Source organism: Bacillus sp. SD075 (genome assembly GCF_017355165.1).
In the GTDB taxonomy this organism is placed as follows: Bacteria; Bacillota; Bacilli; order Bacillales; family DSM-1321; genus Peribacillus.
The window spans coordinates 157387-182844 of sequence record NZ_JADILK010000005.1 but is presented as its reverse complement, the minus strand read 5'-3'; the positions used below and the strand labels follow the sequence as shown (position 1 = coordinate 182844).

Below are 25458 nucleotides of genomic sequence, written 5' to 3'. Positions count from 1 at the left end.
TTCTGTTGAATGATTAACAGAGGAGGTGGCTTTTTGTTGTTGTTGGAAGATGTCATAGAAGAATATTTATACCACTGTATAACCAAAGGGTATACCAAAAAGACGTTGATAAATAAACGTCAAGAATATAAACAACTAAAACTGTACTTAAAGGAAAAGAGAGCCATTACAGAATTAGAATCCATTACACTACATGATTTGAAAGCCTATGTACGAGGAAAACAACAATCAGGACTGAAACCTCAAAGTATTGAATCAATGGCAAAGATGGTGTCTGCTTTCTTTAGTTGGTGTGTAAAAGAGGAATATATAAAAGAAAATCCAATGAAGAAAGTTGAAACTCCCAAAGTTCAAAAATTAGTTTTGAAGGGGTTTACTTTAGATGAAGTAACAGCCATGATAAACGCTTTTACTTATAAGAATTATATCAGTGCTAGAAATAGGTGCATTATCGCTATGATGGCAGATTGTGGTCTTAGAGCGATGGAAATAAGAGGACTAAAGATAACGAATGTACACGAAACATCTATCCTAGTGAATGGAAAGGGCAACAAAGAAAGAATCGTTTTCATATCACCTGCACTAAAGAAAATCCTTATCAAGTATGCTCGTATGAGAAAAGACCATTTTAAAAACAAGATCATTACAGATAATTATTTTTTATCTTATAAAGGTTCGGAAATATCACATGTTGGACTATATAACGTTATTAAAAAAGCAGGAAAGATAGCAGGAATAGAAGATAAAAGGGTTAGTCCCCACACGTTCAGGCACTTTTATAGTGTTCAATGTCTCATAGCAGGAATTGACGTTTATTCTTTATCTAGGTTACTTGGACATTCAGAAATTACGACTACAGAGAGGTATTTACGGTCATTAAATGATGAGCAGTTATTAGATAAGGCAGTATCAACTTCACCACTTATGAACATGGTGAGGAATAAACTCTAAAAAGCAAAAATGAGGCTAAGTGTCTCGCAAACACTTAACCTCGATAGACTTTTACATCCCATATTAACTGAATGATTTCCCATACAATTAAATATGGAATTTCCCTACCCTTATAATATCAAAAAAATAGGATATTGCAAGGTGTATTAAGTGATGTCTTTTTTAGGGAATTCCCTTGTGAGTAGCCGTTAAACACAAGTTAAAAATTACGTCAGGTATTGATCCAGCCAATGCATTTAAATGGGGATAGGTAGTCAATCAGTTTCCTATTCTGATGCTACTGAAGGGTGAAAGCCACCTTAAAACGCTGATGAAGGATAGGTAGAAGCAGATATGCTTGCAAGACATTCCATAAGTACCGAAAGGGAAACTGTTAGGGCTACTTGATACAGTAGGAATGTTGAGATTAATAATCTCGGACTAAATAGGATGTTACGAATACGGATACCATAGCATGATATACAAAAGGAACAAGTCAATTGCCTATGTTCACTTGTATATTATTTATTATGCTTGTGAACGTAGGCAAAACTATGCCCAAAGCCGTTGTCCACGCAATCAACCAAAAGTTAAAGACCGTTAAAACCTTTGTCAAGTATAAACTGTTAAATAGTTAAAAAATAAAAATAACGGTAGCAAGAAACGCTGGATACCTTGGGACAGTAAGACTAAACAACATTTTGATTATTTTGTTACTGTGATGGAGAGTAAATCTGTAAACAGTTTGAGGTATTTATCAGAATAGGTATGTTATAGAAATGGGGAAAAAGCGAATTACTCAACAAACCTATACGGCTGTAAGGCTGACTAAGGTTAGAAAATTATTTTAATTATTTTGTTACTGTGAAGAGGAAATGACATGTTAAGAATAGCAACGACCAAACGAGAAAGCCAGAACCCCTTATGGGAGTAGGTGGGAGTAAGCCTAAATTCATTTTTAGTTTTTTTGTTACCATGAGAGAGAAATACAATTATCGAGTTGCGAACCACCATTACGAGAAATGCTAGACCCCTTGTGACTCTAGGTGTGAGTATGGCTGAATCAACTTTTTAGTTTTTCTGTTACTGTGAAAGAGGTAGCGAATATTTTGGTATTCATCAGAGTGGATATAAAAACGACATTGATCCGTTATTTATCAGAATAGAATTAACGGTAGAATAAATGCTACCGGATTAAGACAGTTAAGAAAGGCTTCAAATCAACGTTCTGACAACATTTCAGAAAAATTTCAAAATGAAAATTGGCTAGAAACCTTGTTACACCAACGTTTGTGAGCGTTTTTCCTTAATCGTCTATAAAGGAAGAAAAAGTCTAATCAATTAAGATGGTATTTATCAGAATAGGTATTGTGGACAGTTGAGGGTATTTATCAGGGTGGAGGGGGAGAGGTTTAGATATTAGCATACGCTATATATCTATGTTGGGATGTAGCAGAAATAGAACCACCTTTAGAACGGTATTTATCAGAATAGGTAATAAGTAAAATAACATCATATGAGGACGTAGGAGCGTGTTTGAGACGTCTTAATCTAAAACAGGACTATAGGTATTCAATTAGGTTAGAACGTCTCAGAAACGCTCAGAATCAATGTAACGCATTAGACAGGTATTTATCAGGGTGAGTGTATAAAGACTTGGTATTTATCAGAATAGGGTGCGTTTAAGACTTTTCAAGGTATTTATCAGAATAGATACTAGCGCATTAGAATGTTATTTATCAGAATAGAATTAAGACCACTTAAATTGGTATTTATCAGGGTGGTTATAAAATAGACCGGTATTCATCAGAGTGGATTAAGTACAGTTAAGGTTATTTATCAGGATAGAGTGTAATACAGGAGCAATACAAGAATTCAAAATAAACTTGTCTGTACTACATGAGTCATACGGATGTATTACAACATGAAATTGGGTATTACTGATGTATTACAAATTGAAAAAATGTTATGTTTTAGGAAAAACCTTGAATCCCTTGGGGGAGTAGGAGTGAAGACACCTCCTAATTTATGGCAATTTCCATTTTTCGTTGGTACTAAAGGATTCCGTAAAAAAGTTGGATAGTCTCTAAGGGAGAGGTATGTGCGTGGACAGGAGCGAGAAAGTTTTAAATGACATGATTATAAAATAGAAACACCACTTCAAGCCTTGGTACGACTCACTTTCTGTGTATGTGTATAATCCTGTTACCGTGAATAGAAACAATTGCCTTATAGTGAAGAAGAAAAATTTTTAGGAAAATGAAATGGTATTTCTCAGAGTGGAGTATGTTTGAAGTTCTAATCAGTTAGAAACTCCATGTTAAGGGTTTAGAGACACCTCACCAACCCTTGATATGACTGACTTCCTAGGTATATGTGAAATCCTGTTACCATGAAGAGAGAAAAGTTCCTTATATAGAAAGAAGATGTAAATGTTCGAAATAGAGTTTATTCATCAGAGTGGATACTAGAAGTTTAGGATGGTATTTATCAGAATAGAATCCAGATAACTTTTCCTCCGAATTTTTGATCGTATTTATCAGAGTGGATAGCCTGTTAGCATTAAGGATGGTATTTATCAGGATAGATATACTTTACCAATTAGAACGGTATTTATCAGAATGGTATGTGAAGTTGTTTTGAGTTATTTATCAGAATAGTTAATAAAGCAGACTGGTATTTATCAGAATAGAGATATATGTCACGCTGAATAGGAAAATAGAACATTCAAAAATGACGAAAATCGTCCGAAAAAAGTGTCCTCAACCGTTGGTACGACTGGATTCTGAAAGTCGCCAATAGGAGAGGTAGATAATCGTCTTTAAGGGAAGCGTCATACAATAGGACGTTATTTATCAGAATAGAGACAACTAATTCAAAAAAAGTCACACAAATCATCCTCAAACCCTTGTGGCACTAAGAGTCTAAAGGTGTAGGGGATAGAAGGAACATGAATCTATATTGGATAGCATAGTAAAATGGAGCATTTGGAAGCATAGTAAAAAATGTCGACAAATTGAAATGCTCATAAATACACTCATAGCAACAACGGAACGAATCTGTGCAAAAATTAAAAAATAAAAAGTTAACGACACGACCTCTCAAAGCCAGATATGGACGAATATGGTCAAATATGGACTTTTCGAGTTAATACCCGTTAAAGGAATGAAAATGATGCGTTATAAAAACGAGGACAATTGAATACGGCTCAAACCGTTAGTACATAAGGGTTTGTAAAATATTTGTGTAATTTTTAGTTGAAAAAATAACGCTGTATCCCTTGCGAGAGTAAGGTTCAAGTCACTTTTTGAGATAATCGTCTACAAAGGAACAAAAAGTTGGTAGCGAAAATAAGATAGCCTGAACCATTGCTATATCAACGTTTCAATATTATTTCAAATTGAAAAACATCTAAAAAGTCATATGGATCAAGGATTATAATGCTATTTCCTTAATGGTCTATAAAGGAACAAAAATTAAAAAGATAATATACCTCGGTAGGGTATAGGTGAAATGTAACCAAAATAGAATGCTCTCAGATACTGGTACATCAACATCGTATAAGTATTTATAATTTTCAGATAATTATTTTTAGGCTTATAAACGTTGATACGACTGACTTTGTAAAAGGTGGGGGGTATATTTTAGTGGATAACCGTTAAAGGAAGAAAAGTTTGAAATAGAAGTGGCTGCGAAGTATTGATACATCAACATTCCATTATTATTAGAAATGCGTCAAGTCGGTTGAAGCCTTGCTACATCTAGGTTTAAGACGATAATCCTTAAACCTCTTTAAAGGAAGAAAAATGAAATGTTCGAAGTTTTAAAACGCTGAACACGTTGGTATCACTAGGTTTGTAGACATTTTAGTTTTCTTGTTATTATGATAGAAGATTCATTGAGTGTCATTTACGAATGACATTGAATGAAGGTTCCATCAAGTACCTTCACAATCAAGTTTCATTTAATTTTTTGCCGTAATATAATTATTCCAAATTAGTCAATTTCACTGATTGACGCTACATTTTGATGCGGATTCCCATGAATTTGGGAGTCCTCTGATTTTTTTTACTCATATTTATACGAATTTATTTACTAAGTCACTTGACATTCAAGTGGCTTTTTATAATTAATCAAAAATTTTAATCGAGGAGTTGATTATCATGGAAGAATACCAACTTATAATCACAATGATTAGTTTTTATTGTGCTTATAAATTAAGAATGCATATGAGAGCGAGGTGAATCAAGTGGACATAACACAAGTCCCTATAGATTTATGGATTTCACAGGGAGTGTTTTGTTTATTATTTCTATGGTTATTTTGGGACACAAGGAAAGAATCAAAGCAACGAGAACAAATGTACATGGATAGAGAACTAAGATTATCCGACCAATTGGATAAACAGAACATTGCACAAGAAAAGATTGTTGTTTCTTTACAAGCATTGGAGCACCAAATGACAAATTTAAAAGGATGAGGTAAGTAATGGCAGAAACAAATCAAGGAGGAAAATTAAATGACAGAAGAATTAATTAATTTTACACAAGAACAGGTAGACGCAATGAAGAATGAGTGGATTGAGCAAGAATTAAATCCATTGGTACAAGAAAGAGATGACTTACTTCAATACAAACCAGTTGAATTAAATGACCAACAAAAGCAAATAGCACAAGATAAAGCAGATTTAAGACGAGATAAAATTCAGTTTGCTATTGAAAGAGAAGGTTTAAAGGATTTTGCTGAATTTATACACATCGAAGACGAGTCAAAATTAGATGAAACAGTCGCTAAATTCAAAGGTTTAGTTGATTCCATCAGGACTAAAGCAAAAGAAGATGCAGGTTTTGTTCCAAATGAACATAACAATACTGATCCATACACTAAGTATGAAAAAGAAAAAGATACCAAAGGCATGATTACAACTAAAATAGCAAGTTTCTTTAAGTAATTCTTGGCTAATTGCCAACTATATAAAACTTTTTAAAACAAAAAACTATTGGGTAGCGACCAATCGCTAGAAGGAGCAATTATTATGACATTCCAATCAAACAACTTTACAGCAGCAGAGCAAATTTCACTTAGCACAGAAATCGCAATCATCGGAGTTCAAGCAACACCATTCACATCTTTACTTATGAGCAAAGGTAATATCGAGAAAGCATTGTCTACTGTTTACACTTGGAGAGCAAAACAACTTGATAACACTGATGACCTATCAGCCGTTGAAGGTGCAGATACAGACGTATTCTTTGAATCAGCAAGAGCAGAACTAAGCAACGTATTAGAAATCTTCAAAAAAGGTGCATCTATTTCTGGTACAGCAGTAGCAATGAAATCAACTCAATTTGCAGATGAAATTAATGACCGTTTACTTGAATTGAAAATCTCTATTGAAAAGAAACTAATCAACGGATTGAAGAAAGATGGTTCTACAACTCCATTCAAACGTCAAATGTCTGGTCTTATTGAGTTTGCTGACCCTGCAAATGCAGTATCCGTTACAGGTGCAGTTACAGAAGAGAAGGTTAAAGAGGTTATGCGTAAACTATGGAACCAAGATCTTGCAGAAGGAACTACTTATGCTCTAGTTGGCGCTGACATTAAAGAAGAAATCGACGCTATCTACAAAGACCGTTACTCTTACAGCCATGTTACAACTAACTTTGGTCTATTGGTTGATTCAATCAATACAAACTACGGTACAGTTCACTTAATGCTTTCTAAACACGTTCCTGCTAACAAAGTAGTTGTATTCAATGATGCTTATGTTGATATGGCTAACCTACGTGAACCTGCATTCGAACCTTTGGCTAAAACTGGTGATTCAATTAAAGGACATGTAGTTGCTGAAACTACTCTTAAAGTTGGTTCTCCAAAAGCAGTTGCAGTATTAACAGTATCTTAATAAGTAAATTAATTAAATAATACATATCTAAGACGGTGGTTCATTATGTTCCATCGTCTTTTCTATGTAATTAATCAGGGAGAACAACAAGGATGAATTTAAAAGAGGAGTATTTGATTCTAAGGAGACGTAAAGCCATTGACCAAGCAACTTTAGCAAAACATTTAAATTGTTCCCAATCCTTAATATCTCGGTATGAGAAAGGTAATTCGGGAATGTCCCAAGAGAAGATAAAACTATATAGACAGTACATAGATAACAAATAAAACCAAAAAAATTAATCGAAATGTGGGGTGAAACAGTGAAACGTAAGGGATTCGTCCGTACCACAAGTCCTCCTGTACTCATTTGATAGTAGTTGATATTTAATCAATTAATTATTCAATGAGGAACACAAGGAGGACTTGAGTACGTGACATACGTATAGCAAGTCATGAAATTAGGATTTATACAAGATACAGGGATTGTGGGAGAATAATCTTCTTTCACTTAGTGATGAAACAAAAATTAAAAGTATTATTTCCAGAATGGTGTGCAAACAATGAACAAGGTCTTAATCCAACTATATTAACAGATGATTTAGATTCTCTGTTAGGTTGTGCAATCGAGAAACATGTCAAAGGTAATGATGTAAACTACTTCTATAACTTTAACAAACTGTTTGTAGGTGACTCACAAGACACTCGCAAGGTAATTGGTATTGATCTTGCTTTACATAAGGGTAAATCTTGGTGTAACCATGTAGTTAGAATTAGCGAGGATGATTATGTTAATCCTGAAACAGCGAATATTAATGCCTTATTAAAGGTTCATAGTGGCAACTACTTCAAGAAATATGCAATGTCTACAGTCCTTACAATGTGGAGTTATTATGACCTACCTTTGCCAGAAACTAAGGAAGGAAAAATGCTTCTACTTTGTATTGACAGTGGATTCTTAGGACATTATGATGACCGATTCAAAGACGTACACAATGCTTATTTGAGATTATTAGACTTCCCAGAGTTGATTGAACTACTTGAAGAAACCGAGAAATGGGAGTATTTCAATCTTCAACGCAGATATGATACTAAAGCAAAAATACAACTAAATAAAAATGGACAACTAACAACTACTTTACCTCTAGCAGAATTGCAGGGGTTATTTGGCATTCCAATGGAATTACCAACATTACAGTTTACTTTAAGAAACAAATTTCAATCTGCAGAAGGCACAGTACAACAAACTAGGACTAAAGATAACTTAAATACTGTAGTCAGTTTTGCAATGACAGGTAAGAACAAATTCAAATACACATACCAAAATTAATCAGGAGGAAAACAATATGAAAAAACGTGATTATTTCTTTTGCTACAACGTTAATGTATCTAAATTTATGGCTGAAAAGGGAATCGAATTTATAACAGTATCTCAAGACTTGAAAACTAAGAAGATTTTCAGTTTGTACTTTATTGATGAAAAATTTCAAGCAGCCATGGACGAATACAGAGCAAATAAACTCTAAAAAACCTTATAAAACCTAATAAAATAGCCCTTTTAATAGGGCTTAATCGCAACACTACAAAACCTATAACTTAATCGAAAGAAGGAATTTAACCATGAATTATCAAGAAATCGCTTCTACACTACAATTTTATAAAAATGAATCAGATGTATCTATACCTAACGAAATCTTTGAGGATTTAAAGGACAATATGAAAAAAGGTTCTCATATTCCAGTTGCTTATTCGTACTATTATGTAGTCAATTGGTTATATCGTCACTGTAAATATGGAAATATCGACATTGACATTAATAAAATTAAAGAAATCTTAGGCTATAACAAAGGTACACGTACAGTTGATTACATTTTTAAGAAAGATGGACTACTGGATACTATGGGATATACGGAAACAACTAAAGATTTTCCTCTTTCATGGGGATTGGATGACCGTAATAATCTACATTTCAATATGCTTAGTGAAGAAGAGAAGGATGATCAAGTCGAATACACTAAACATATGAGCAGAAAGTATTCCATCAAACGTCCAATTAAGGCATTCAATAGGCATGATGATGAAGTTGAAGACGGTACTTTCCATGAGAGAGATAATACTCATCTAATCCCATTCGAAGTATTCATGTACTGTATGAGCAATGAGAAGATTGGATGTACAGGATTCTACTTGTACAGTTATATCAAGATGAAGAATCAACATTTCAACGGTAAATATACTTGTCCTATGGATGGATTAGCAGAACATATTGGTATTCCAAGTAGCACAATGAAGCCTTTCCTATCTGCATTAAGGAAACATAATCTTATAGAAGGTATTCATAATATGGAGTATTTCTGTTTTGGTGCTGATAAGAATAGTCGTAAGGCTAACTCATACATAGCAAATGAGATTGATTTATTTTCAGATGAGGAAGTTGAATTTGAAAAGTTGAGGTTTATTAGTTTAAAAGAACATAGACAAATACAAGAAGATAAACAGAAGGAATTAGATGGTGAGAGGATACAAATTCCCCTTGAAGACTTACCATTCTAAAACGTAAAAACGAATGTTGTAACTTTTCGTCCTATATATAATATAGAGGGATAACCTCCCAATTATATTATATGTATATTAAATTTATAATTAAATTAATAATAAATAAAATTAATAATTATATTTAATAAGGGACGAAAAGTTACATTATTCAAATTTACAATTAAATTATTAAACTTATATTATACATGGGACGAAAACATACACTATTCGAATTTGTGAATTAAACCATAAAATTAATCAGGAGGAATGGAAAATGGAACAAACTATTAAAGCAATGCAGGAGAATGTTAAATCAATGCAAGACGGAGTTAAGGTGCTAATTGAATTAAATAATGAGATGAAAATTGAGAAGCAAAAAGAAATGAATTTATATGATGAGATACTTGAATGTCTTAACAAGTTGAGAGGTGGCGACAAATGAGTAAAGAATACAAAGAATTAGAGGCTAGAGTATTGGAATTAGAGCAAGCAATCCTAGAAATGACTATGCTTATTGCTGAAATGAGTGTTAATAAATGAGTATTTTTGAAGCATTAAAGACGATTGATCCAAAAAAGGCAGAGTATTTTAAGTTTAAGTTTCCTGATTTACGGTATGACCAATCCAAACCATTGAAAACGGAAGATGATTTCTTACGATTAGTCGAAAGGAAAACAATTAATCCATTTTTGAAATGGGAAAAGAGTCCTGAGTATAAGAACCTTATCCAATTGTATTTGGACACTAAAATTGCAGATGATTACAAAGAGATATATCAAGTTGTGGCCAAGAATGCAAAATCAGGGGACGAGAAGGCAATTAGATTATTTTTAACCCTACAAGTGGATATTCAGAAAAATTCTAAAACGGCTGCTAAATCATTTGAGGATGATAATGAGGCAGAAGTGGTTGAAGATGATGGGTTAGTCCTAGATTGATATTCAATATAGCAATATAGCAAACTGACCTTTCCCGCATGTTTCCCTGATATTTCCGATAGCCTGTATTTCATCTTTCCCAACCATGTTTCCCGCCTTGGGAAATTTCCCAGACGTTCGGAAAGGTAAAATGGGAAAGAGTGAGATGTGGGAAATGTGCTTAATTTTTAATTTACCAATATAAGTTTGAGTTAGAGAGGGTTCCTAAATGGAACTCTCTTTTTTGTGATTGAGAGGTGAGAAAAAAATGGCAATCAAAACTAAAAATGAACGACTAAATAAAGTTTTAAATTCTTTTCCTTTGTTCGCTAAAAATATGATTTACATAATCGACAACAACAATGAGAAGGTAAAGTTTGAATTAAATTTGGCACAACTGGAACTTGAAGAATTAATGGAAAATAATCGTTTTGTAAACGTAAGTAAGGCTCGACAAGGTGGGATAAGTACCTACTCGGTAGCCAAAGCGCTATTCAGGGCGCTAACTAATGAGAACGAAAATATCCTAATTGTTTCGTATAAATCAGATTCAAGTAAGGCGCTCTTTGAGAAGTTAAAGTCGATGAACGAGTGGTTACCTAGAGATAAGTATCCAGATGTATTTCCAAAGGTAAAACGTGATAACAGAGATGAATTACTCTTTAGTAATGGATCAAGGATTACATGTCTGGTGGCTTCTAATAAGAGCATAGGGCGTGGTTCCACTTATTCATGGATTCACATGTCAGAGTATGCTTTCTATGACCGTCAGGAGATGCAGATACTTTCAGCAGAGCAATCTTTACAGAAGGGTAGCAAGAGTATCCTAACTATTGAAACAACGTCAAATGGTACTTCTAACAACTTTTACAGGCTTACAATGGCATCCATGAAGGGCAACTCGAAGTACAAAACTATGTTCATTCCCTTCTATCATGACTTGTACAAGAAACAGTTCAAATATGAGCATGATGAGGCAGAAACTTGGTACAAAGAGAGTAATAAGGGTGTAAGGCTATCTGTGAAGGAATTAGAGCCTGATGAGAAGGTTTTATATGACGCAGGAGCCAACTTACGGATCTTAATGTGGAGACGCTACAAACTACTTGATATGACCATGCAGGAGTTCCAACAGGAATATCCATCCAATGTATTAGAGTCATTTATTAGTACAGGTAGCAGTGTATTTAATCAATCTATGATAATACAACGGTTAAATTCAGTCATAAAGCCATTTAGTAAGCGTGACGTCATGGATGAAGTACCTGTATTACTACATAAGTTTATCGGTAAAGGACTAGACATCTTTCATTTACCTAAGAAGAACAAAAGGTATTACGGTGGAGTGGATAGTGCATCAGGTGGAGGAAATGACTTTTCAACTATCTCCATATTTGATGAAGAAGGGCAACAGGTAGCGTCCTACTACAGTAACACAACACCAGTTTACGAGTTCGCAGAGGTAATTGACTGTATAGGTAAGTTTTATGGATATGCGTTCCTATGTGTAGAGAGGAATAGTTATGGATTACCAGTTTTGGAGAGGTTACGTAAGTCATTTAATTACCTTAATTTATATAAACAGAGGTTATTTGATACGAAAACAGGCAAGAAGAAGACGCAATTAGGCTTTACAACTACAGCACAAAGTAAAAGCGTCCTTATATCCGACTATAAAGAGAACTTCGAGAAAGGTTTAATCCTAATTGAATGTAAAGAGTCTCTACAGCAAATGCAATTGTTTGTTGAATCGGCTAATGGATCAATGGGGAATAAGAAAGGCGAAAAGAACCATGATGACTTGGTTATCGCTAATAGTTTGGTAGTTCAAGCAATGAAGGTAGGCAAATGGTATGTATAAGTGCTCAGGTTACGGCTGAACCCGAGTAAGTTTGCGAGGTCATGAAAGAACCTCACTAAAATAACAAGAAAGAGGAGGATTAATATTGAGCAATTTAGATGAATTTATCAAAGACAAGTACAATGACCCTTATTGGTTTGTTGAGTTTGTTGGTGAAATACCCAATCAATTAAGAGTACAAGACGTACAAAGTAAGAAAGAATATTTGGATGGCAGCCATGCAATCTTAAACAAACCTAGTTATAAGTATAATGGCAAAGAGTTCGTTCCACGTAAGATTGTATTACAGTATGCTAAGACGTTATTAAACTTCCAAAAGGCTTATTTATTACAGTTACCAGTTACATTGACAGGTAATGACGAGGTAGTTAAATACTACTCACAAGTCACAAGGAAAGGTAAGTATGACCGATTAAACATAAAATTATTGGATAAAGTCCTGAAGTATGGTCAAGTGGCTGAATATGTGTATCTACATAATGGAGTTATTAAGTCTAAAATCATTGATGCTTCAGAAGGATTCCCAGTATATGACCATGAGAACAACCTATTAGCGTTTGTAGAGGCTTATGTAGTGGATGCAATCAGTTACTTTATTGTCTATAAGGAAGATGTAGTCGAGAAGTACAACAACAATGGTGGAGATATGAGGATGACAGAGAGGTACGCAAACCTTAGTGGATTACCTATCATATACCACAATGACAATGAACTGTATGAGAATCAAGGTAAATCAGAATTAGATGACTGGATCAGTATCTTAGATTCAATGGAGGACTTAATAAGTAAGTATACAGATTCCTTCTATAAGTTTATGAACCCTATTCCAGTAGCCATAGGGCAACAGTTAAAAGGGCAAGGATTACCTACAGATGTTATTGGTGGAGGAGTTAACCTAGATGATGGTGGGGAGTTTAAGTTTGTTAGTAATCAATCAGATTATAAATCATTCGAAACAATCTATAAGACTCTAGTACAATCCCTATTGGATGTATCACAGACACCTGCAGTCAGTATGAATAAGACTGATATAAGTAATCTAAGTGAGGTTAGTATTAAGTTGCTATTCCAATTGGCTAACATCAAGGCTGGTATGAATGAAGTGTTTATGCGTGAAGGCTTTGAGGAGAGGTACGAGAAGATACGTGTACTATCTGAAGAGTATAAAGGTATTGTGTTTAATGATGATGAGTATGATTCATTAGACATGGTGTTCCAGTATGCTCAACCAAGTAATGATAAAGAGATAATCGAGAACATTAAGTTGTTACGTGAGTTAGGCGGTATGAGTCTTGAGTCTATGTTAGAGAAGAGTCCATATACTACAGATGTACAGTATGAGATGAAACGGTTAAAGAGTGAGGAACCAGTCGAGGTAGTGGTTGATAAGGTTAATGATGATGAGGATAAGAAGGAAGATGACAAGGAAAGGGACTTGGCAGTTTAGTAAGAATGTAGGCAGGAGTAGGCGTGAGGCGATGTAATGATATGTTGTCTCGCACGTTCTTGTTATATCAGCGCAGGGTAAAATATGCAGGGAAACCGAGTACCAAATGGTACACGTGTATGATTAATTTTTTTATATGATTAGGGTTCGACGTCGAATCGAGACTATAATTATCATGTCCTTTAGAGTATGCAATATTGCAGAGTCATCTAAAGCCTATAAACACTGGAAAACACTGATATATGGGCAATGTATAGAATTATGTATGTCCAATAAAATAGGCAGTCTGATAAACGTTGACCTATAAGGGTTTATAATGGCCATATGTGCGTATAATCTATATTTTACGCATAGTTGAATGTATAAATAGTACATAATATCTGTATAAAATAAATCTTTTATATGATGAGTTCCACATATAATAAACCTTATGAGTAGAACTCAAAGCCTATTGTGATACCCCTAGTTGACCAGTTTCTTCCACAACATACCCCTTTACACATGAACAAAAAAATATATCTTTTTAGAATAATACAGTAAAAAAAAGAATATATACCTTATATTGCCAATGTGGTAAAATTTAACCATAACTATTGGGAGGGGTATGATGGAGGTAATAAACGAACCAAATAATTTATTAATTAAAAAAGGTAAAAAGCACACAAAATTAATAATTATTTCTATAGTTGGAGTTTTGATAACACTTGGAATTGTCATGGGTTGGATGAAATATCAACAAAATAAAAAAGAAGAATATGCAAACATTTTAGCAGAAACTTCTGTTGATATGTATTATGAATTTTTAATGTCAAGTATGGTTCTTGCTTCATACTCGAATGTTTGGGAAAAAGCAATAGATGACGGAAGAGACTTTAATGTGGCTTTAGTTAGTTTTCGTGATGATATTTCAAATAAGGGTATAATAGAAGAAACAGAAAAAGGCCAGGATAAAATTCGTGGAAATATGAAGTTGTTACAAAATCCACCAAAAGAATATATGGAATCATATATTGTATTAAAACAAATGTATGGATCATATTCAAAAATGGTTGATCAAACTTTTTCACCCTCTGGTTCATTAATAGACTTTAACAGAAAAACGAATGATTTATATAGTCAATTTGAACAACAACAAGAAGAATTAACCATCACACTTCCTGCTGATATTAAAAAGTTGAAGAAAAAGTATGAAAAAGAAAAGAAAAAAGAAGATAGTGAAAGTAAATTATAAATTCAGGAGGTCGTAATGAGCGATAATTATCATGATGTAAGAATAAAAGAACTAAACGAGATACTAATAAAACAAAAAAAAGAAAATGAACTTCACTCAATCATGGGGAGAATAATGAATGCTTCTGATGGTTTAACTTTGGTATCTTTATTGGAAAAAACAGAAATTTTAATGAAATATGGGTTTATAAATGAGGAAGAGTTTAAATTTATAACTGAAAAATTTGAAATGGATTACAAGTAGGGCTAAATGCCTTACTTTTTTTGTTTAGTAAAGGAATATTCTCCCTGTATGTCGAAAGATATAGGTGTATGGGGGGTGAACTTATAATGAAGGTACAAGTAATATGTGAAGTTTGTAATAAACTTGTTGAATTAGTGCCGCTAACAAATGGTCAACATGCGGATATTGGCAAAATCGAAAGTGATTTTAGAATTCAAGAAATTGAATTAGATATGGATTATAATGTAGATGAAATTGATGAAGTTACAGCAGAAGTAAAAGAGTTACGGATTGATTGTAATTCTTGTGGAAACTATATTGTATTAAATGAATTTCCTACTCATGTATATAGATAAAAACTTAATCAACACTCTCATTAAATTGAGGGTGTTTTTTAATGCCTAAAAAAGGAGGACAAATAATGAATAACTTACAACGTCTACAATTAGAGACAAAAGGTATCAAACTTGAGCAAGAGGAACTAGTGGTCTATTTACAAGAGAATTATTTAGAACCATTTGATGAATATTATGCTATATCACCTATAAATAAACGTAATATCTATTCAGCAGCATTAAATATTCTCGAATCAATTGCTAATGACGTCAGCAGAATGAAGACAGTTAAAATAGATGATACAACGGTTTCTGACTTCTCTGAATCTATTCAAAATAGAATTGATCAATTAGAAAGAAAGATACGTACACTTAAAGTAGAAGAACAATCATCTGGTACTAATTTCTTTATGTTGTTTGACAGTTAATTATTAACTCTTATTACCAATTTCTACTTACTCCATTATCTTATGACTATGGCTCTGAGTAATGACTGAGGGACGGTAATTAGCGTTAGTAATAAGAAGTACGAGTATCCAGTAATAAGATGAGTTATAAGATGAATAGGAGGTAAATGAATGTTTGGAATTAATCAAGAAGATTTAGATTACATATTTGAATCAGCAGGACAAGAAGTATTAGTAAATGACAATCTAATGAATGTAATCGTAACTAATCCACCATTTGGAGAGTATGAAGAGAAACATATACATAGCATTCAGAGGGTTTTACAGGGTGATATGGTGACTTTAGAGGGTAATCACTACCTATGCCTTGTAGAGAGTGTTACTAAGCGCGGAGGCAAGTACAAGACTAGAATTAGACATTGTAATTTTATTGTAGAAGTTCCAACAGAACCTACCTCTATATTAATTGGCTATAGTGACTTCGGAGAACCGATATACGAAGAAGTCCCCGGAGTGCCAATTGAAGTACCTTCATTCCTAGAAACTAAATCCTATTCGGTTACAAGTGGAGTATGGGTTACTTCTAACAATGAAATTCTTGTCACTATGAAGGATAGCGCGGAATACAGGAGTTTAATTGAATTAGGGGATGAATTTAAGGTAATGGGTAAGACATGGAGAATTACTAATTTACTTTTAGATAAAAAAGGGTTAATCACTGTGAATTGTGAGAGACGATAATTAATTCCTTCATGTGTTGATGACTGATTAACCACATTATTTTCCTTTTCTTAACTATTTGTAGACAAATGCAAATAAGTAAGGTATATTTTTCTTAATAGAAAAAGTGGTCGGTTAAGGTGGTTGAACCCCGATGTATCAATGATGATGATGCAAATGGGTATGAAACCATCCCAAAAGAAAATTAATCAAATGATGAGCGCCATGAATAAACAACAAACAAAATAAGATAGCATGAAACCTTGATATATCATTGTTCTTGGAAGATTGGATGCGAAATTTTATATAATATCGAAATGGTTGATCCATTTGGACTGAATCCTTCCACCGATTTTATATAAAATTTTGGTTTATCTTTCATTTTTGTTTCTTAAGCCACTTTTTCTGAATGAATGATTCAGTTAAGGTGGTTTTTGTTTTGGAATGGATAGATAAAAGCAGAACAGTATTTACTGAATGGAAAATTTAAAAAGAACGCATATTTATTTTAGTGGAAAAGGTAAGTCCCCATTCTAGTGAGGGCTTTTTTATTTGGAAAATAAAAGGAAAACAGAAAATGATACTTGTCCACACCTTCTATCAAAAGATGCATATATTGTATTAAGGAGGGTATTAGAATGATGAATGATTTAGTTAAAAAATGCTTTGAGGATGCTTGTTCGGTGTGGTTTCCTAAATGTGAACATAAATTTGAACACAAATGTAAATTTAAAGACAACAAATGGGAATCAAAATTCAAATGGAAATCTAAATGTAAATGTAAAAAATAAAATCTATTCTAGTCATTTTTGTATTTAAGCACTTAATCAATAAAGAGTGAGTGAATATATAAAATTTAGTAAAGTAAGCACCTGAGAAATCGGGTGTTTTTTATTTGAATGAACTTAATAAATAGAAAGCACATTATAGTGTGTAAGTTATTCAATAATTTTAACACCGAGTCTTATTTTAGGGTCATTAACTTCGGCAACACTATTAAAAGCGTAAAGTGGGGATTTCATTGCAATAATAATGTAATCAATAAAGGTGTGGGAGTGTTGAGTTTTTTGAGTTGACAATATAAACTGTAAATATTAATATTACAGTAATCTCCTTGAGGAGGATGCATAAAGTGAATAGTGACTTTACAATAGCTGTGCATAGTTTAGTCTATTTAGCTTATTTACCAGATCATATGGCAAGCAGTGAGTCTATCGCAGAAAACGTTTGTACAAACTCGGCAAGGATTCGGAAAATGATGAGCTGCTTAAGAAAAAAAGGATTTGTTAAGACTAAAGAAGGTGTGGGCGGAGGCTATATTCTAGACTGTGATCCTGAAAAGGTCAGTTTGGCGGATATTTATATAACGGTCTCACACGGAACCTTGAAACCAAAGTGGTGTACAGGTGATCCTGAGAAAAGATGTGTCATATCTTCTAATACTCAGGTAGTCATGGATCAAATATTCGATGAAGCTGAATTATATTTCGAAAAATATTTAGAAGATATAACGCTAAGCACTTTTTTGGAAAAAATTAAACAATGTCCGTGATATTGATTTAGTTTTTTCTTTACACTAAATGTATATTTTATTATTACAGTTAATAACTTTGAATATCAAATGAACATAAAAGGGGTGTTAAGGAAATGGTTGAAAATAATCAGTTCAAAAATGGGGATTGGGTACAGGGAAAATCAAGAGATGGGGAACTTATCCATGGTTTCATTGAAACCGTAAGTGATAATCGAGAAATCGTTAAAGTGAATGTGGTGGAAAGTGACAATGAAAAAGCGGTAGGGAAATCGATTTGGATTCCGAGTAAATGGACTGAAAAATTACCGGATCTAGAAATCAGTAATGAAACTCATCTAATGGCCTTAATAGATTTGGCGTTACTTTCTAAAGATGAAACATGGTTTATGGAGTTATCCGGTAAATTGGAATCCATCAAAATCCATCCGAAAATAAATGCGAGGAAATCAGAATTTCTTATGCCGGGAAATAGAATCGCAAGAATTGATTTAAATAGATGATGAGTAAAGATCTTAAATATTTCGGATAATACAAGGAGGAAATGATCATGACAATAGAACATGTAACAGATGATAATTTTGCTAGTGAAATCAAGGAAGGTTTAGTATTGGTTGATTTTTGGGCACCGTGGTGCGGTCCGTGTAAAATGATTGCCCCAGTGCTTAATGAAATAGACTTGGAAATGGGTGATCAGGTTAAGATCGTAAAACTTAATGTGGATGAAAATTCAGATACGACAAGCGAATATGGAGTGATGGGAATTCCAGCTCTAATTCTATTCAAAGATGGAGAAAAGGTAGATCAAGCTATTGGCTTCCAGCCAAAAGAAGTCATTTCGGCATTAATCAGAAAACATGGATGATTATTATCATAATTTGCGGATGTATATTATGAATTAAGGACTTATATCAACAACATGGTGGGTAACTAAATGGAGGAATACTAATTGAGTTCTAAATATACACCATTATTTGAATCATTCGATTTAGGAAAGAAATTAGTAGTGGCCTTTGACAGGACTTCAACCGACGCCGAAGTTAGCTAGTATGAACGTTTTTTCATCGAGGAACCGGAAATATCAGGAATCACCATGGAGGATACACTAGGATTAATTGATGGATTTGTAACAAAGGATCTGGATTATCTTTCATGTTTCTATAATGGATTTCTGGTCGAAAGCTAGGAGGGGAACTGAGGTTGACCAACCTCGGATAGAGATTATTATAGAATGTATCGGGGATCAAGTTACTTTAATTGGTGTTAGTTCCATCTATAAAGCGGATGATGCGATCAAAGCACTGCAATCGGGCGTTCCGTTAATCGCATTAGGCCGTGAAATCATCATCGATCCTGAATGGTTACAAAAAAGTGGAACAAGGCAGGGAAGCTGAAATCGTGACAAAAATAAACAGCAGCAACTTGATATTCCAGCGCCATTATGGGAAGCGATCATTCACTCTCCAGGATGGTTGAATAAATAGACGCACATATATTAGTGAAATAAAAATTGCGTAATGGTTTTCATAAAACCCCGGATAAGGAACACATATAAAAGTGTTTCTTAATCCGGTTTTTTTTTGGAAGGATCATTTATATGATTGAAGTGATTTTCAGATTGAATCTTTGTAAAGAATGAAAAACTGAGTATTCTTTTTCCAAGCTGTTTCGGAAACTAAGACATACTATTTTTCATTGACCAGCAAAAGTCTCAACGGCAGATACATTTGGGAATTTTGGTGAGGAAAGGGAGTTTCTTTAAGGAACGCTTAGAAGAGGGAGGAGGACACGGCTCTTCCAGGTCTCAGTATTTAGGGGACCAATTAATTTAGTAAAGCCTTCACACCAGAAGAGTGTCTACATTTTTTTATGGCTTGTACAATTGGGATGTTGATGGAAAGAAGCCTTTTCCTCCGGATAAATTTGATAAGAAACAAACCCAAGAAATAAAAGAAAGTACAATTGATTCAAAGAGTGGCTACTGGGTGAAAGATGAACGAACAAAACAGTTTGCCTATTCATTCCACGCGACCGAAGACCGCAACGGTTTTGTATGAGGAACGATTGTAACACTTGGAAATACACATGATAGTCAAATCTTATAGCCATTTGTTGAACAATTGATTGAGAAAGTTGGAAAAACGGAAGCCGTTGCCGTAGATGCAGTTTATAAAACACCAGCAATTACAAACTACCTATTTAACAAAGAAAGCATACCGGCTTTACCCTATTACGTCCCTGAACAAAAGAAGGGTTCTAACGCAAACATGAATAGGTATACGATGAACATGTTGATGGTTTCATTTGCTCAACGGGTGAGCTATTAACGTATCCAACAACCAATAAAGAGGGCTATCTCGAGTACAAATCTCGCAAACACATCTGTGCAAGCTGCTCATCTTTATCACGGTGTACAGAAAGAAAAGTTTATCAAAAAGTGGTGACACGGCATATCTGGCAAACATATGTGGAAGAAGCAGATCATCTGCGTCACATCAAGATGTAAAACCTATCTATGCGAAACATAAAGAAACGATTGAGCGTGTATTCGCAGATGCAAAAGAAAAGCATGGCATGCGTTGGACTACTTTAAGGGGACTTAAAAAATGATCGATGCAGGATGCTTACTTTCGCTGCCATGAATGTAAAGAAGATGGATGGCCAGTTGGACATGGCAAGCTCTAAAACTGACCTAACATAGTGGGCTCGTAGAGTCCTAATCTCTTAAATTCAGGCGAACATTCAAAGGGGATTTCAAAAGGGGTTCGGAATGTTTAATTCCGAACCCCTTTTGTCTACAAACTGAACACGGAGTGGCTTTATCGAACTCCGTGTTTTTCATAATGTAGGATTTGCAAGCCCGAGTGATTTCCTTAAAAAAGAAAGGAATCAAGTGAGTATGGGCCAGCTCCGGTTATCGCAATGCCAATAGCAACTGCAAGAATGGCAAGATTATATTCATAACCGTCTTGAGTTGCCCAGTAGCCATTCGCTCCATGGACTTTAACGATCGCAACAAGCATGGTTAGTGCAATTAATATACCTGCAAAGGGTGTAAGGAGACCTAAAGCAAATAAAGCTCCGCCAATAAGCTCTGATAGACCAGCAAATAGTGCCATGGTAACTCCTGGCTTCATACCAATCGAATCAAACCAGCCACCTGTACCTTTCAAGCCATAACCGCCAAACCATCCAAATAATTTTTGAGCTCCATGTCCAACAAATGATAACCCGATTACTACACGTATAACTAATAAACCTATACCAATCATTTATGATTCCTCCTGGAATTTATTTTGAATTTAGATATCTTTAATTCGAGATTATTGCCCAAAAAAATAAAAAGTATTATCTCGAATTAATTAATCTTTAATTAAAGATAATATAGTTTAAGCGATTTGTCAAACCTAATTTTTATCATTTTCATTTGAATGACCTGTTGAATGAACCTGGACTAGTATTTGCTAAGCCGCTGTTCTTAAATAATTCCTTAATTGTACTTTCTGGTAGCGCCCTATAAATAAAATTAAATATACTGATCACGAGTAAATGCGCGAAATTCACAAAATTCGTTTTTTCTCGGATACGGGTGAATCTGGGACTGTCTGCTGTATTAAGTACTGAAAACAGATCTTCATATGAGGTGTTTATTAATGGGTGCTGCAAATGGAATTTAACAACATACAACAGGTGCCAATGGGGGAGGAAGTCTTGTGAACAGTGTCTGGGGATTTCCTATCTTAGCTGGATATCCTATTGTTCTGTTGTGGCAAACAATGCACCGACATCCGATGTTGATATGGCAAAATGATTCATATGCATCATTTTATGAAAAAACAGGAAAACAGGCATCGCACTTAGCGCTTGCCTGTTTTTTTATATAGCAAAGGTCATGCCCATGTATTCAAATTGTGAAAGAATGTAAAAAGGAGAGATTGACGGCAAAATAATTCATATAATAAAATATGTGGTTATCTATGGGAGATGAACTGAGTTAAAAATCTGTACCGGTTTTATAAAAAAGTTCATTATATTTATTTAATAATTGATCAAGTTGCTGGCTATATTCAACGGCAACATGCGAGTTTAAACCATCTTTAGCGACAATCTTGATAAGTTCATTTCTCTTTAATTCAATCTGTTCGAGAAATTCATTCTTTTTAGCCATTATATTTCCTTTCTGGCCCCAACATTTTTTCAAGGTACCCTTAATTTATGCGTTCGTTGTAAAATATGTATGAATATAACAATTATATCGGCTTGGACTAATGAATTCAATAAGTTCTCTTAATCCGTCGCCCCATCCAGTTATAAGCAATTGGTTGTCATGAAATATTCACAGTTCCATAAATGTATTTTTTTATCTTATTTGTTACAATGTTTATAGGTTGACATACATAGGAGTGAGCTTATTTGAATGATATTAATATGTTTTTAGCTTTTGGGGCGGGATTTCTAAGTTTTATTTCGCCATGCTGCTTACCGCTATATCCGGCCTTTTTATCTTATATTACTGGTATGAGTGTTGGTGAAATCAAATCCGAGAACGCCATGCTCCAAAGAAGAAGCATGCTGCATACTTTATTCTTCCTTCTTGGGTTTTCTCTGGTTTTTATTGCAATAGGCTTTAGCACAACATACCTAGGTGCTTTTTTCGCGAATTACAAAGAATTAATCCGGCAAATCGGTGCCATCCTGATTATCATTTTTGGCTTATTCATTGTTGGAATATTTCAGCCAAAATCTTTGATGAAAGACAGTCGTTTTGAATTTAAGAACCGACCTAGCGGATATATAGGTTCCATTCTTATCGGACTTGCCTTTGCGGCTGGATGGACCCCATGTGCAGGTCCGCTATTAGGTGCTGTCATATCACTGGGGGCAACTAATCCTAGTGCTGCGATGAGCTATATGACTGCCTATATTTTAGGATTTGCCATACCTTTTTTCATATTATCCTTCTTTGTCGGAAAATTGAAATGGATTAAAAAGTACAGCCAATACATCATGAAGGTTGGCGGATATTTAATGATAGTAATGGGTGTGATTTTGTTTTTTAATTGGATGACCAAAATAATCGCAGTCCTGTCTAGACTATTCGGTGGCTTTACGGGATTTTAGTCCATAATAAGCTATTTTTTCAATAATATTCTATTTGGATTACCTGCTGTTAGGTCTTATGGTGTGTCATTTCCTCCTTTCTCGTGTCATCCCTGTTGATTCTGCGTCTAAAGTTATATATTCTGAAAAATATTATATATAAAAATCATTATATTGCTTATGCGTGCTCTTGTTTGAATGAGGAGGACGCCTATGCTGACGCTAGAGTATATGATAATGACGCTTCAATTTGAATCCTGACCTTGTAACGATGGATATGAACATTCCAATTATGAGCGGGGGGCAGGATGCCGCAAAAAAATTAAGAAGGGTATTTCAGGCTGCAAAGGTTATATTGTTCTTTGCCCTGGATCAGCAAAAAGTGGTTGTCGAGGCAATAGAAAACGGGGCGCAAGATTGTATCTTCAATCCTTTTGACGAGGGCAGGGTATTGTATAACATCAAAATGGTCTTAATTAATAACACTCTTCTTGTTTATCTCAAATAGGTAATATATACTTTGTTTATAAATTGAAGTCATAATTTTTAATGGTACTTACCTATTTTTAGTTTAAAGGGATGGTTAAGAGATGATATATATATCAACAGGTATAGCGATTGTGATGGCTATAGGTGTTTTCGTATTACGGATGAAGGAAACGAAAAAACCAGTGAATGAAAAGAAAATCATCTTACCGCCGCTGTTTATGAGTACGGGTGCGTTGATGTTTATTTTCCCGATGTTTAGGGTGACTCGATACGAATTGTTGGAGGCTCTTGTTGCAGGGATGTTATTTTCCATCTTATTGATTAAAACATCTAAATTTGAAGTTAGGGATGAAAAAATTTACATTCTGCGCTCTAAAGCGTTCATATTCATATTGATTGGTCTCATGGTGATTCGACTGGTGGCAAAACTGATGCTGGGAAGCACGATTGAAATCGGTGTATTGAGCGGAATGTTTTTCTTACTTGCTTTTGCGATGATCGTTCCGTGGAGAATCGCCATGCTTTACCAATACAGGAAAGTTAAAGCAGCCAGTTTCGGCCGAAGTAGCATGGTGTGATATACATGTATTTAGGATTTATCATAGGGACAATAAAAAAAAACCTGAGTCGATTCATAATGACTCAGGTTTTTCATTAGCATGGGAACTTTTCATGAGGGTAAAAAAATTAATCCGAAAACCTAGTAATTTCATCCGGATTATACTATATTAGTAGTATTATTATTATTTTACTTAAGGGGGAAACGGTTCATGTTACAAATGATTGTGTTCGGGATTATTTGTGGTTTACTGCTTGGATTTGTGCTTCAAAGAGGCCGTTTCTGTGTTGTTGGTGCATATCGAGATTTGATTTTAGCTAACGATGGACGGATGTTCTTAGCTACATTCGTTGTTATAGCGATACAAAGTATTGGTGTTTATGCATTGAAGGATACAGGGGTCATTCAGTTTGGAAATGATGGTTTTCCATGGTTGGGAACAATCGTCGGTGGCTTTATTTTTGGTATTGGAATGGTTCTGGCAGGCGGTTGCGCCACTGGAACATGGTATCGTGCCGGAGAGGGCATGATTGGCAGTTGGGTTGCCCTTTTTGGATATATGCTTGGGGCAGCAATGACGAAATATGGTGTTTGGAAAGTGGCTGGGGATAATCTGCTGTCCTATCGGACAAGCGATACGTACATTCATGAAACATTGAATGTTTCGCCATGGGTCCTTGTAATTATTGTGACACTTTTGGTTGGCATCATGGTGATTCGCGAATTGAGAAAACCTAAACTACCAATCTTTAAAATCAAACAGAAAAAAACGGGATTGGCCCACATATTATTCGAAAAACGGTGGCATCCCTTTGTTACAGCATTATTGGTTGGCCTGATAGCAATCATTGCTTGGCCGCTAAGTGCAATGACAGGCAGGATGTTCGGACTTGGAATCACAGCGCCTTCTGCGAACATTCTAACTTTCCTTATAACAGGCGATGATGCGTTAATCGATTGGGGTACGTTTTTAGTATTGGGTATTTTCCTCGGGGCTTTCATTGCTGCCAAAGGGAGCGGGGAATTCCGTTGGCGCTTGCCTGATATAAAAACATTACGTAACAATGCTATTGGCGGTGTAATCATGGGATTCGGTGCAAGTGTTGCCGGAGGATGCACAATCGGCAATGGTCTGGTGAACTCGGCGTTATTTGCTTGGCAGGGTTGGATCGCGATTGTCTTTTTCCTACTAGGTACATGGGTAGCGACTTATTTCACGATTATCCGTAAGCAAAAGCAGGCAGCGGCTATATCCAAAGCGTCTTAAGATTCGAGGCGAAAATTTTTA

At 34.7% G+C, this 25458-nt stretch carries 27 protein-coding genes and 2 pseudogenes; 27 read left to right on the top strand and 2 right to left on the bottom strand.

All coding sequences use genetic code 11. The features are described from left to right. Window positions 1-33: 33 nt before the first annotated feature. The 23 genes and pseudogenes from IOC57_RS06505 to IOC57_RS06395 all read left to right on the top strand — a co-directional run. Complete coding sequence (locus IOC57_RS06505; RefSeq protein WP_286184576.1) at window positions 34-951, top strand: tyrosine-type recombinase/integrase; 918 nt, start codon at window positions 34-36, stop codon at window positions 949-951. A gap of 4228 nt (window positions 952-5179) precedes the next feature. Continuing rightward, window positions 5180-5410, top strand: coding sequence for a holin (locus IOC57_RS06500; protein WP_207437931.1), 231 nt, complete (start codon window positions 5180-5182; stop codon window positions 5408-5410). A gap of 39 nt (window positions 5411-5449) precedes the next feature. Then, window positions 5450-5881, top strand: coding sequence for a hypothetical protein (locus tag IOC57_RS06495; RefSeq protein WP_207437930.1), 432 nt, complete (start codon window positions 5450-5452; stop codon window positions 5879-5881). 84 nt (window positions 5882-5965) lie between these two features. Further along, on the top strand, window positions 5966-6838 hold the full coding sequence (locus IOC57_RS06490; protein ID WP_207437929.1) for an SU10 major capsid protein: 873 nt from the start codon (window positions 5966-5968) through the stop codon (window positions 6836-6838). 92 nt (window positions 6839-6930) lie between these two features. Then, window positions 6931-7104 (top strand): helix-turn-helix domain-containing protein, encoded by a 174-nt coding sequence (locus IOC57_RS06485; protein ID WP_207437928.1) that lies wholly within the window; start codon window positions 6931-6933, stop codon window positions 7102-7104. A gap of 229 nt (window positions 7105-7333) precedes the next feature. After that, the gene (locus tag IOC57_RS06480) at window positions 7334-8146 is read left to right on the top strand and encodes a hypothetical protein (RefSeq protein WP_207437927.1); all 813 of its coding nucleotides are present in this window, start codon (window positions 7334-7336) and stop codon (window positions 8144-8146) included. A gap of 16 nt (window positions 8147-8162) precedes the next feature. Continuing rightward, a complete protein-coding gene (locus tag IOC57_RS06475) occupies window positions 8163-8342 on the top strand; it encodes a hypothetical protein (RefSeq protein WP_207437926.1) in 180 nt (59 codons plus the stop codon). A 94-nt stretch (window positions 8343-8436) separates the two neighbouring features. Beyond that, window positions 8437-9369 (top strand): hypothetical protein, encoded by a 933-nt coding sequence (locus IOC57_RS06470; protein ID WP_207437925.1) that lies wholly within the window; start codon window positions 8437-8439, stop codon window positions 9367-9369. A gap of 256 nt (window positions 9370-9625) precedes the next feature. Beyond that, window positions 9626-9793, top strand: coding sequence for a hypothetical protein (locus IOC57_RS06465; protein WP_207437924.1), 168 nt, complete (start codon window positions 9626-9628; stop codon window positions 9791-9793). A 94-nt stretch (window positions 9794-9887) separates the two neighbouring features. Next, on the top strand, window positions 9888-10289 hold the full coding sequence (locus IOC57_RS06460) for a hypothetical protein (RefSeq protein WP_207437923.1): 402 nt from the start codon (window positions 9888-9890) through the stop codon (window positions 10287-10289). Window positions 10290-10536: 247 nt separating this feature from the next. Further along, window positions 10537-12129: a terminase large subunit gene (locus IOC57_RS06455; RefSeq protein ID WP_207437922.1), complete on the top strand. Its 1593-nt coding sequence runs from the start codon at window positions 10537-10539 to the stop codon at window positions 12127-12129. 85 nt (window positions 12130-12214) lie between these two features. After that, window positions 12215-13576, top strand: a complete 1362-nt coding sequence (locus tag IOC57_RS06450) for a phage portal protein (protein ID WP_207437921.1) — start codon at window positions 12215-12217, stop codon at window positions 13574-13576. 607 nt (window positions 13577-14183) lie between these two features. After that, entirely contained in the window at window positions 14184-14807 is a 624-nt protein-coding gene (locus IOC57_RS06445; RefSeq protein ID WP_207437920.1) for a hypothetical protein, read from the top strand. Window positions 14808-14822: 15 nt separating this feature from the next. Next, window positions 14823-15050: a hypothetical protein gene (locus IOC57_RS06440; RefSeq protein ID WP_207437919.1), complete on the top strand. Its 228-nt coding sequence runs from the start codon at window positions 14823-14825 to the stop codon at window positions 15048-15050. Between the two features lie 86 nt (window positions 15051-15136). Continuing rightward, a complete protein-coding gene (locus IOC57_RS06435) occupies window positions 15137-15385 on the top strand; it encodes a hypothetical protein (RefSeq protein WP_207437918.1) in 249 nt (82 codons plus the stop codon). Between the two features lie 65 nt (window positions 15386-15450). Then, on the top strand, window positions 15451-15792 hold the full coding sequence (locus IOC57_RS06430; RefSeq protein WP_207437917.1) for a hypothetical protein: 342 nt from the start codon (window positions 15451-15453) through the stop codon (window positions 15790-15792). 150 nt (window positions 15793-15942) lie between these two features. Beyond that, window positions 15943-16512, top strand: a complete 570-nt coding sequence (locus tag IOC57_RS06425; protein ID WP_207437916.1) for a hypothetical protein — start codon at window positions 15943-15945, stop codon at window positions 16510-16512. Between the two features lie 141 nt (window positions 16513-16653). Next, a pseudogene (locus IOC57_RS06420) lies at window positions 16654-16740 on the top strand (YneF family protein); the annotation flags it as partial. An 883-nt stretch (window positions 16741-17623) separates the two neighbouring features. After that, entirely contained in the window at window positions 17624-18043 is a 420-nt protein-coding gene (locus IOC57_RS06415; protein WP_207437915.1) for an RrF2 family transcriptional regulator, read from the top strand. Window positions 18044-18138: 95 nt separating this feature from the next. After that, the gene (locus IOC57_RS06410; RefSeq protein ID WP_207437914.1) at window positions 18139-18525 is read left to right on the top strand and encodes an IDEAL domain-containing protein; all 387 of its coding nucleotides are present in this window, start codon (window positions 18139-18141) and stop codon (window positions 18523-18525) included. A 47-nt stretch (window positions 18526-18572) separates the two neighbouring features. Next, window positions 18573-18887 (top strand): thioredoxin, encoded by a 315-nt coding sequence (gene trxA, locus IOC57_RS06405; RefSeq protein WP_207437913.1) that lies wholly within the window; start codon window positions 18573-18575, stop codon window positions 18885-18887. Window positions 18888-19185: 298 nt separating this feature from the next. Beyond that, window positions 19186-19416 (top strand): hypothetical protein, encoded by a 231-nt coding sequence (locus tag IOC57_RS25745; protein ID WP_286184574.1) that lies wholly within the window; start codon window positions 19186-19188, stop codon window positions 19414-19416. A gap of 501 nt (window positions 19417-19917) precedes the next feature. Further along, window positions 19918-20718: pseudogene (locus IOC57_RS06395) on the top strand (transposase); the annotation flags it as partial. A gap of 177 nt (window positions 20719-20895) precedes the next feature. Here IOC57_RS06395 and IOC57_RS06390 read toward each other — a convergent pair. Both IOC57_RS06390 and IOC57_RS06385 read right to left on the bottom strand, forming a co-directional pair. Beyond that, window positions 20896-21294, bottom strand: a complete 399-nt coding sequence (locus IOC57_RS06390) for a DoxX family protein (RefSeq protein WP_207437912.1) — start codon at window positions 21292-21294, stop codon at window positions 20896-20898. Between the two features lie 722 nt (window positions 21295-22016). Then, complete coding sequence (locus IOC57_RS06385) at window positions 22017-22190, bottom strand: aspartyl-phosphate phosphatase Spo0E family protein (RefSeq protein ID WP_192204353.1); 174 nt, start codon at window positions 22188-22190, stop codon at window positions 22017-22019. Between the two features lie 245 nt (window positions 22191-22435). Here IOC57_RS06385 and IOC57_RS06380 point away from each other — a divergent pair, with 245 nt between their 5' ends. The 4 genes from IOC57_RS06380 (at window position 22436) to IOC57_RS06365 (ending at window position 25437) form a co-directional block, all read left to right on the top strand. Next, the gene (locus IOC57_RS06380) at window positions 22436-23143 is read left to right on the top strand and encodes a cytochrome c biogenesis protein CcdA (RefSeq protein WP_207437911.1); all 708 of its coding nucleotides are present in this window, start codon (window positions 22436-22438) and stop codon (window positions 23141-23143) included. Window positions 23144-23372: 229 nt separating this feature from the next. Then, entirely contained in the window at window positions 23373-23630 is a 258-nt protein-coding gene (locus IOC57_RS06375) for a response regulator (protein WP_286184572.1), read from the top strand. Between the two features lie 82 nt (window positions 23631-23712). Next, window positions 23713-24189 carry a CcdC family protein gene (locus tag IOC57_RS06370; protein WP_207437910.1) on the top strand — a complete coding sequence of 159 codons (477 nt, stop codon included), beginning with the start codon at window positions 23713-23715 and terminating at the stop codon, window positions 24187-24189. A 192-nt stretch (window positions 24190-24381) separates the two neighbouring features. Continuing rightward, window positions 24382-25437: a YeeE/YedE family protein gene (locus tag IOC57_RS06365; RefSeq protein ID WP_207437909.1), complete on the top strand. Its 1056-nt coding sequence runs from the start codon at window positions 24382-24384 to the stop codon at window positions 25435-25437. The last annotated feature ends 21 nt before the right edge of the window (window positions 25438-25458 follow it).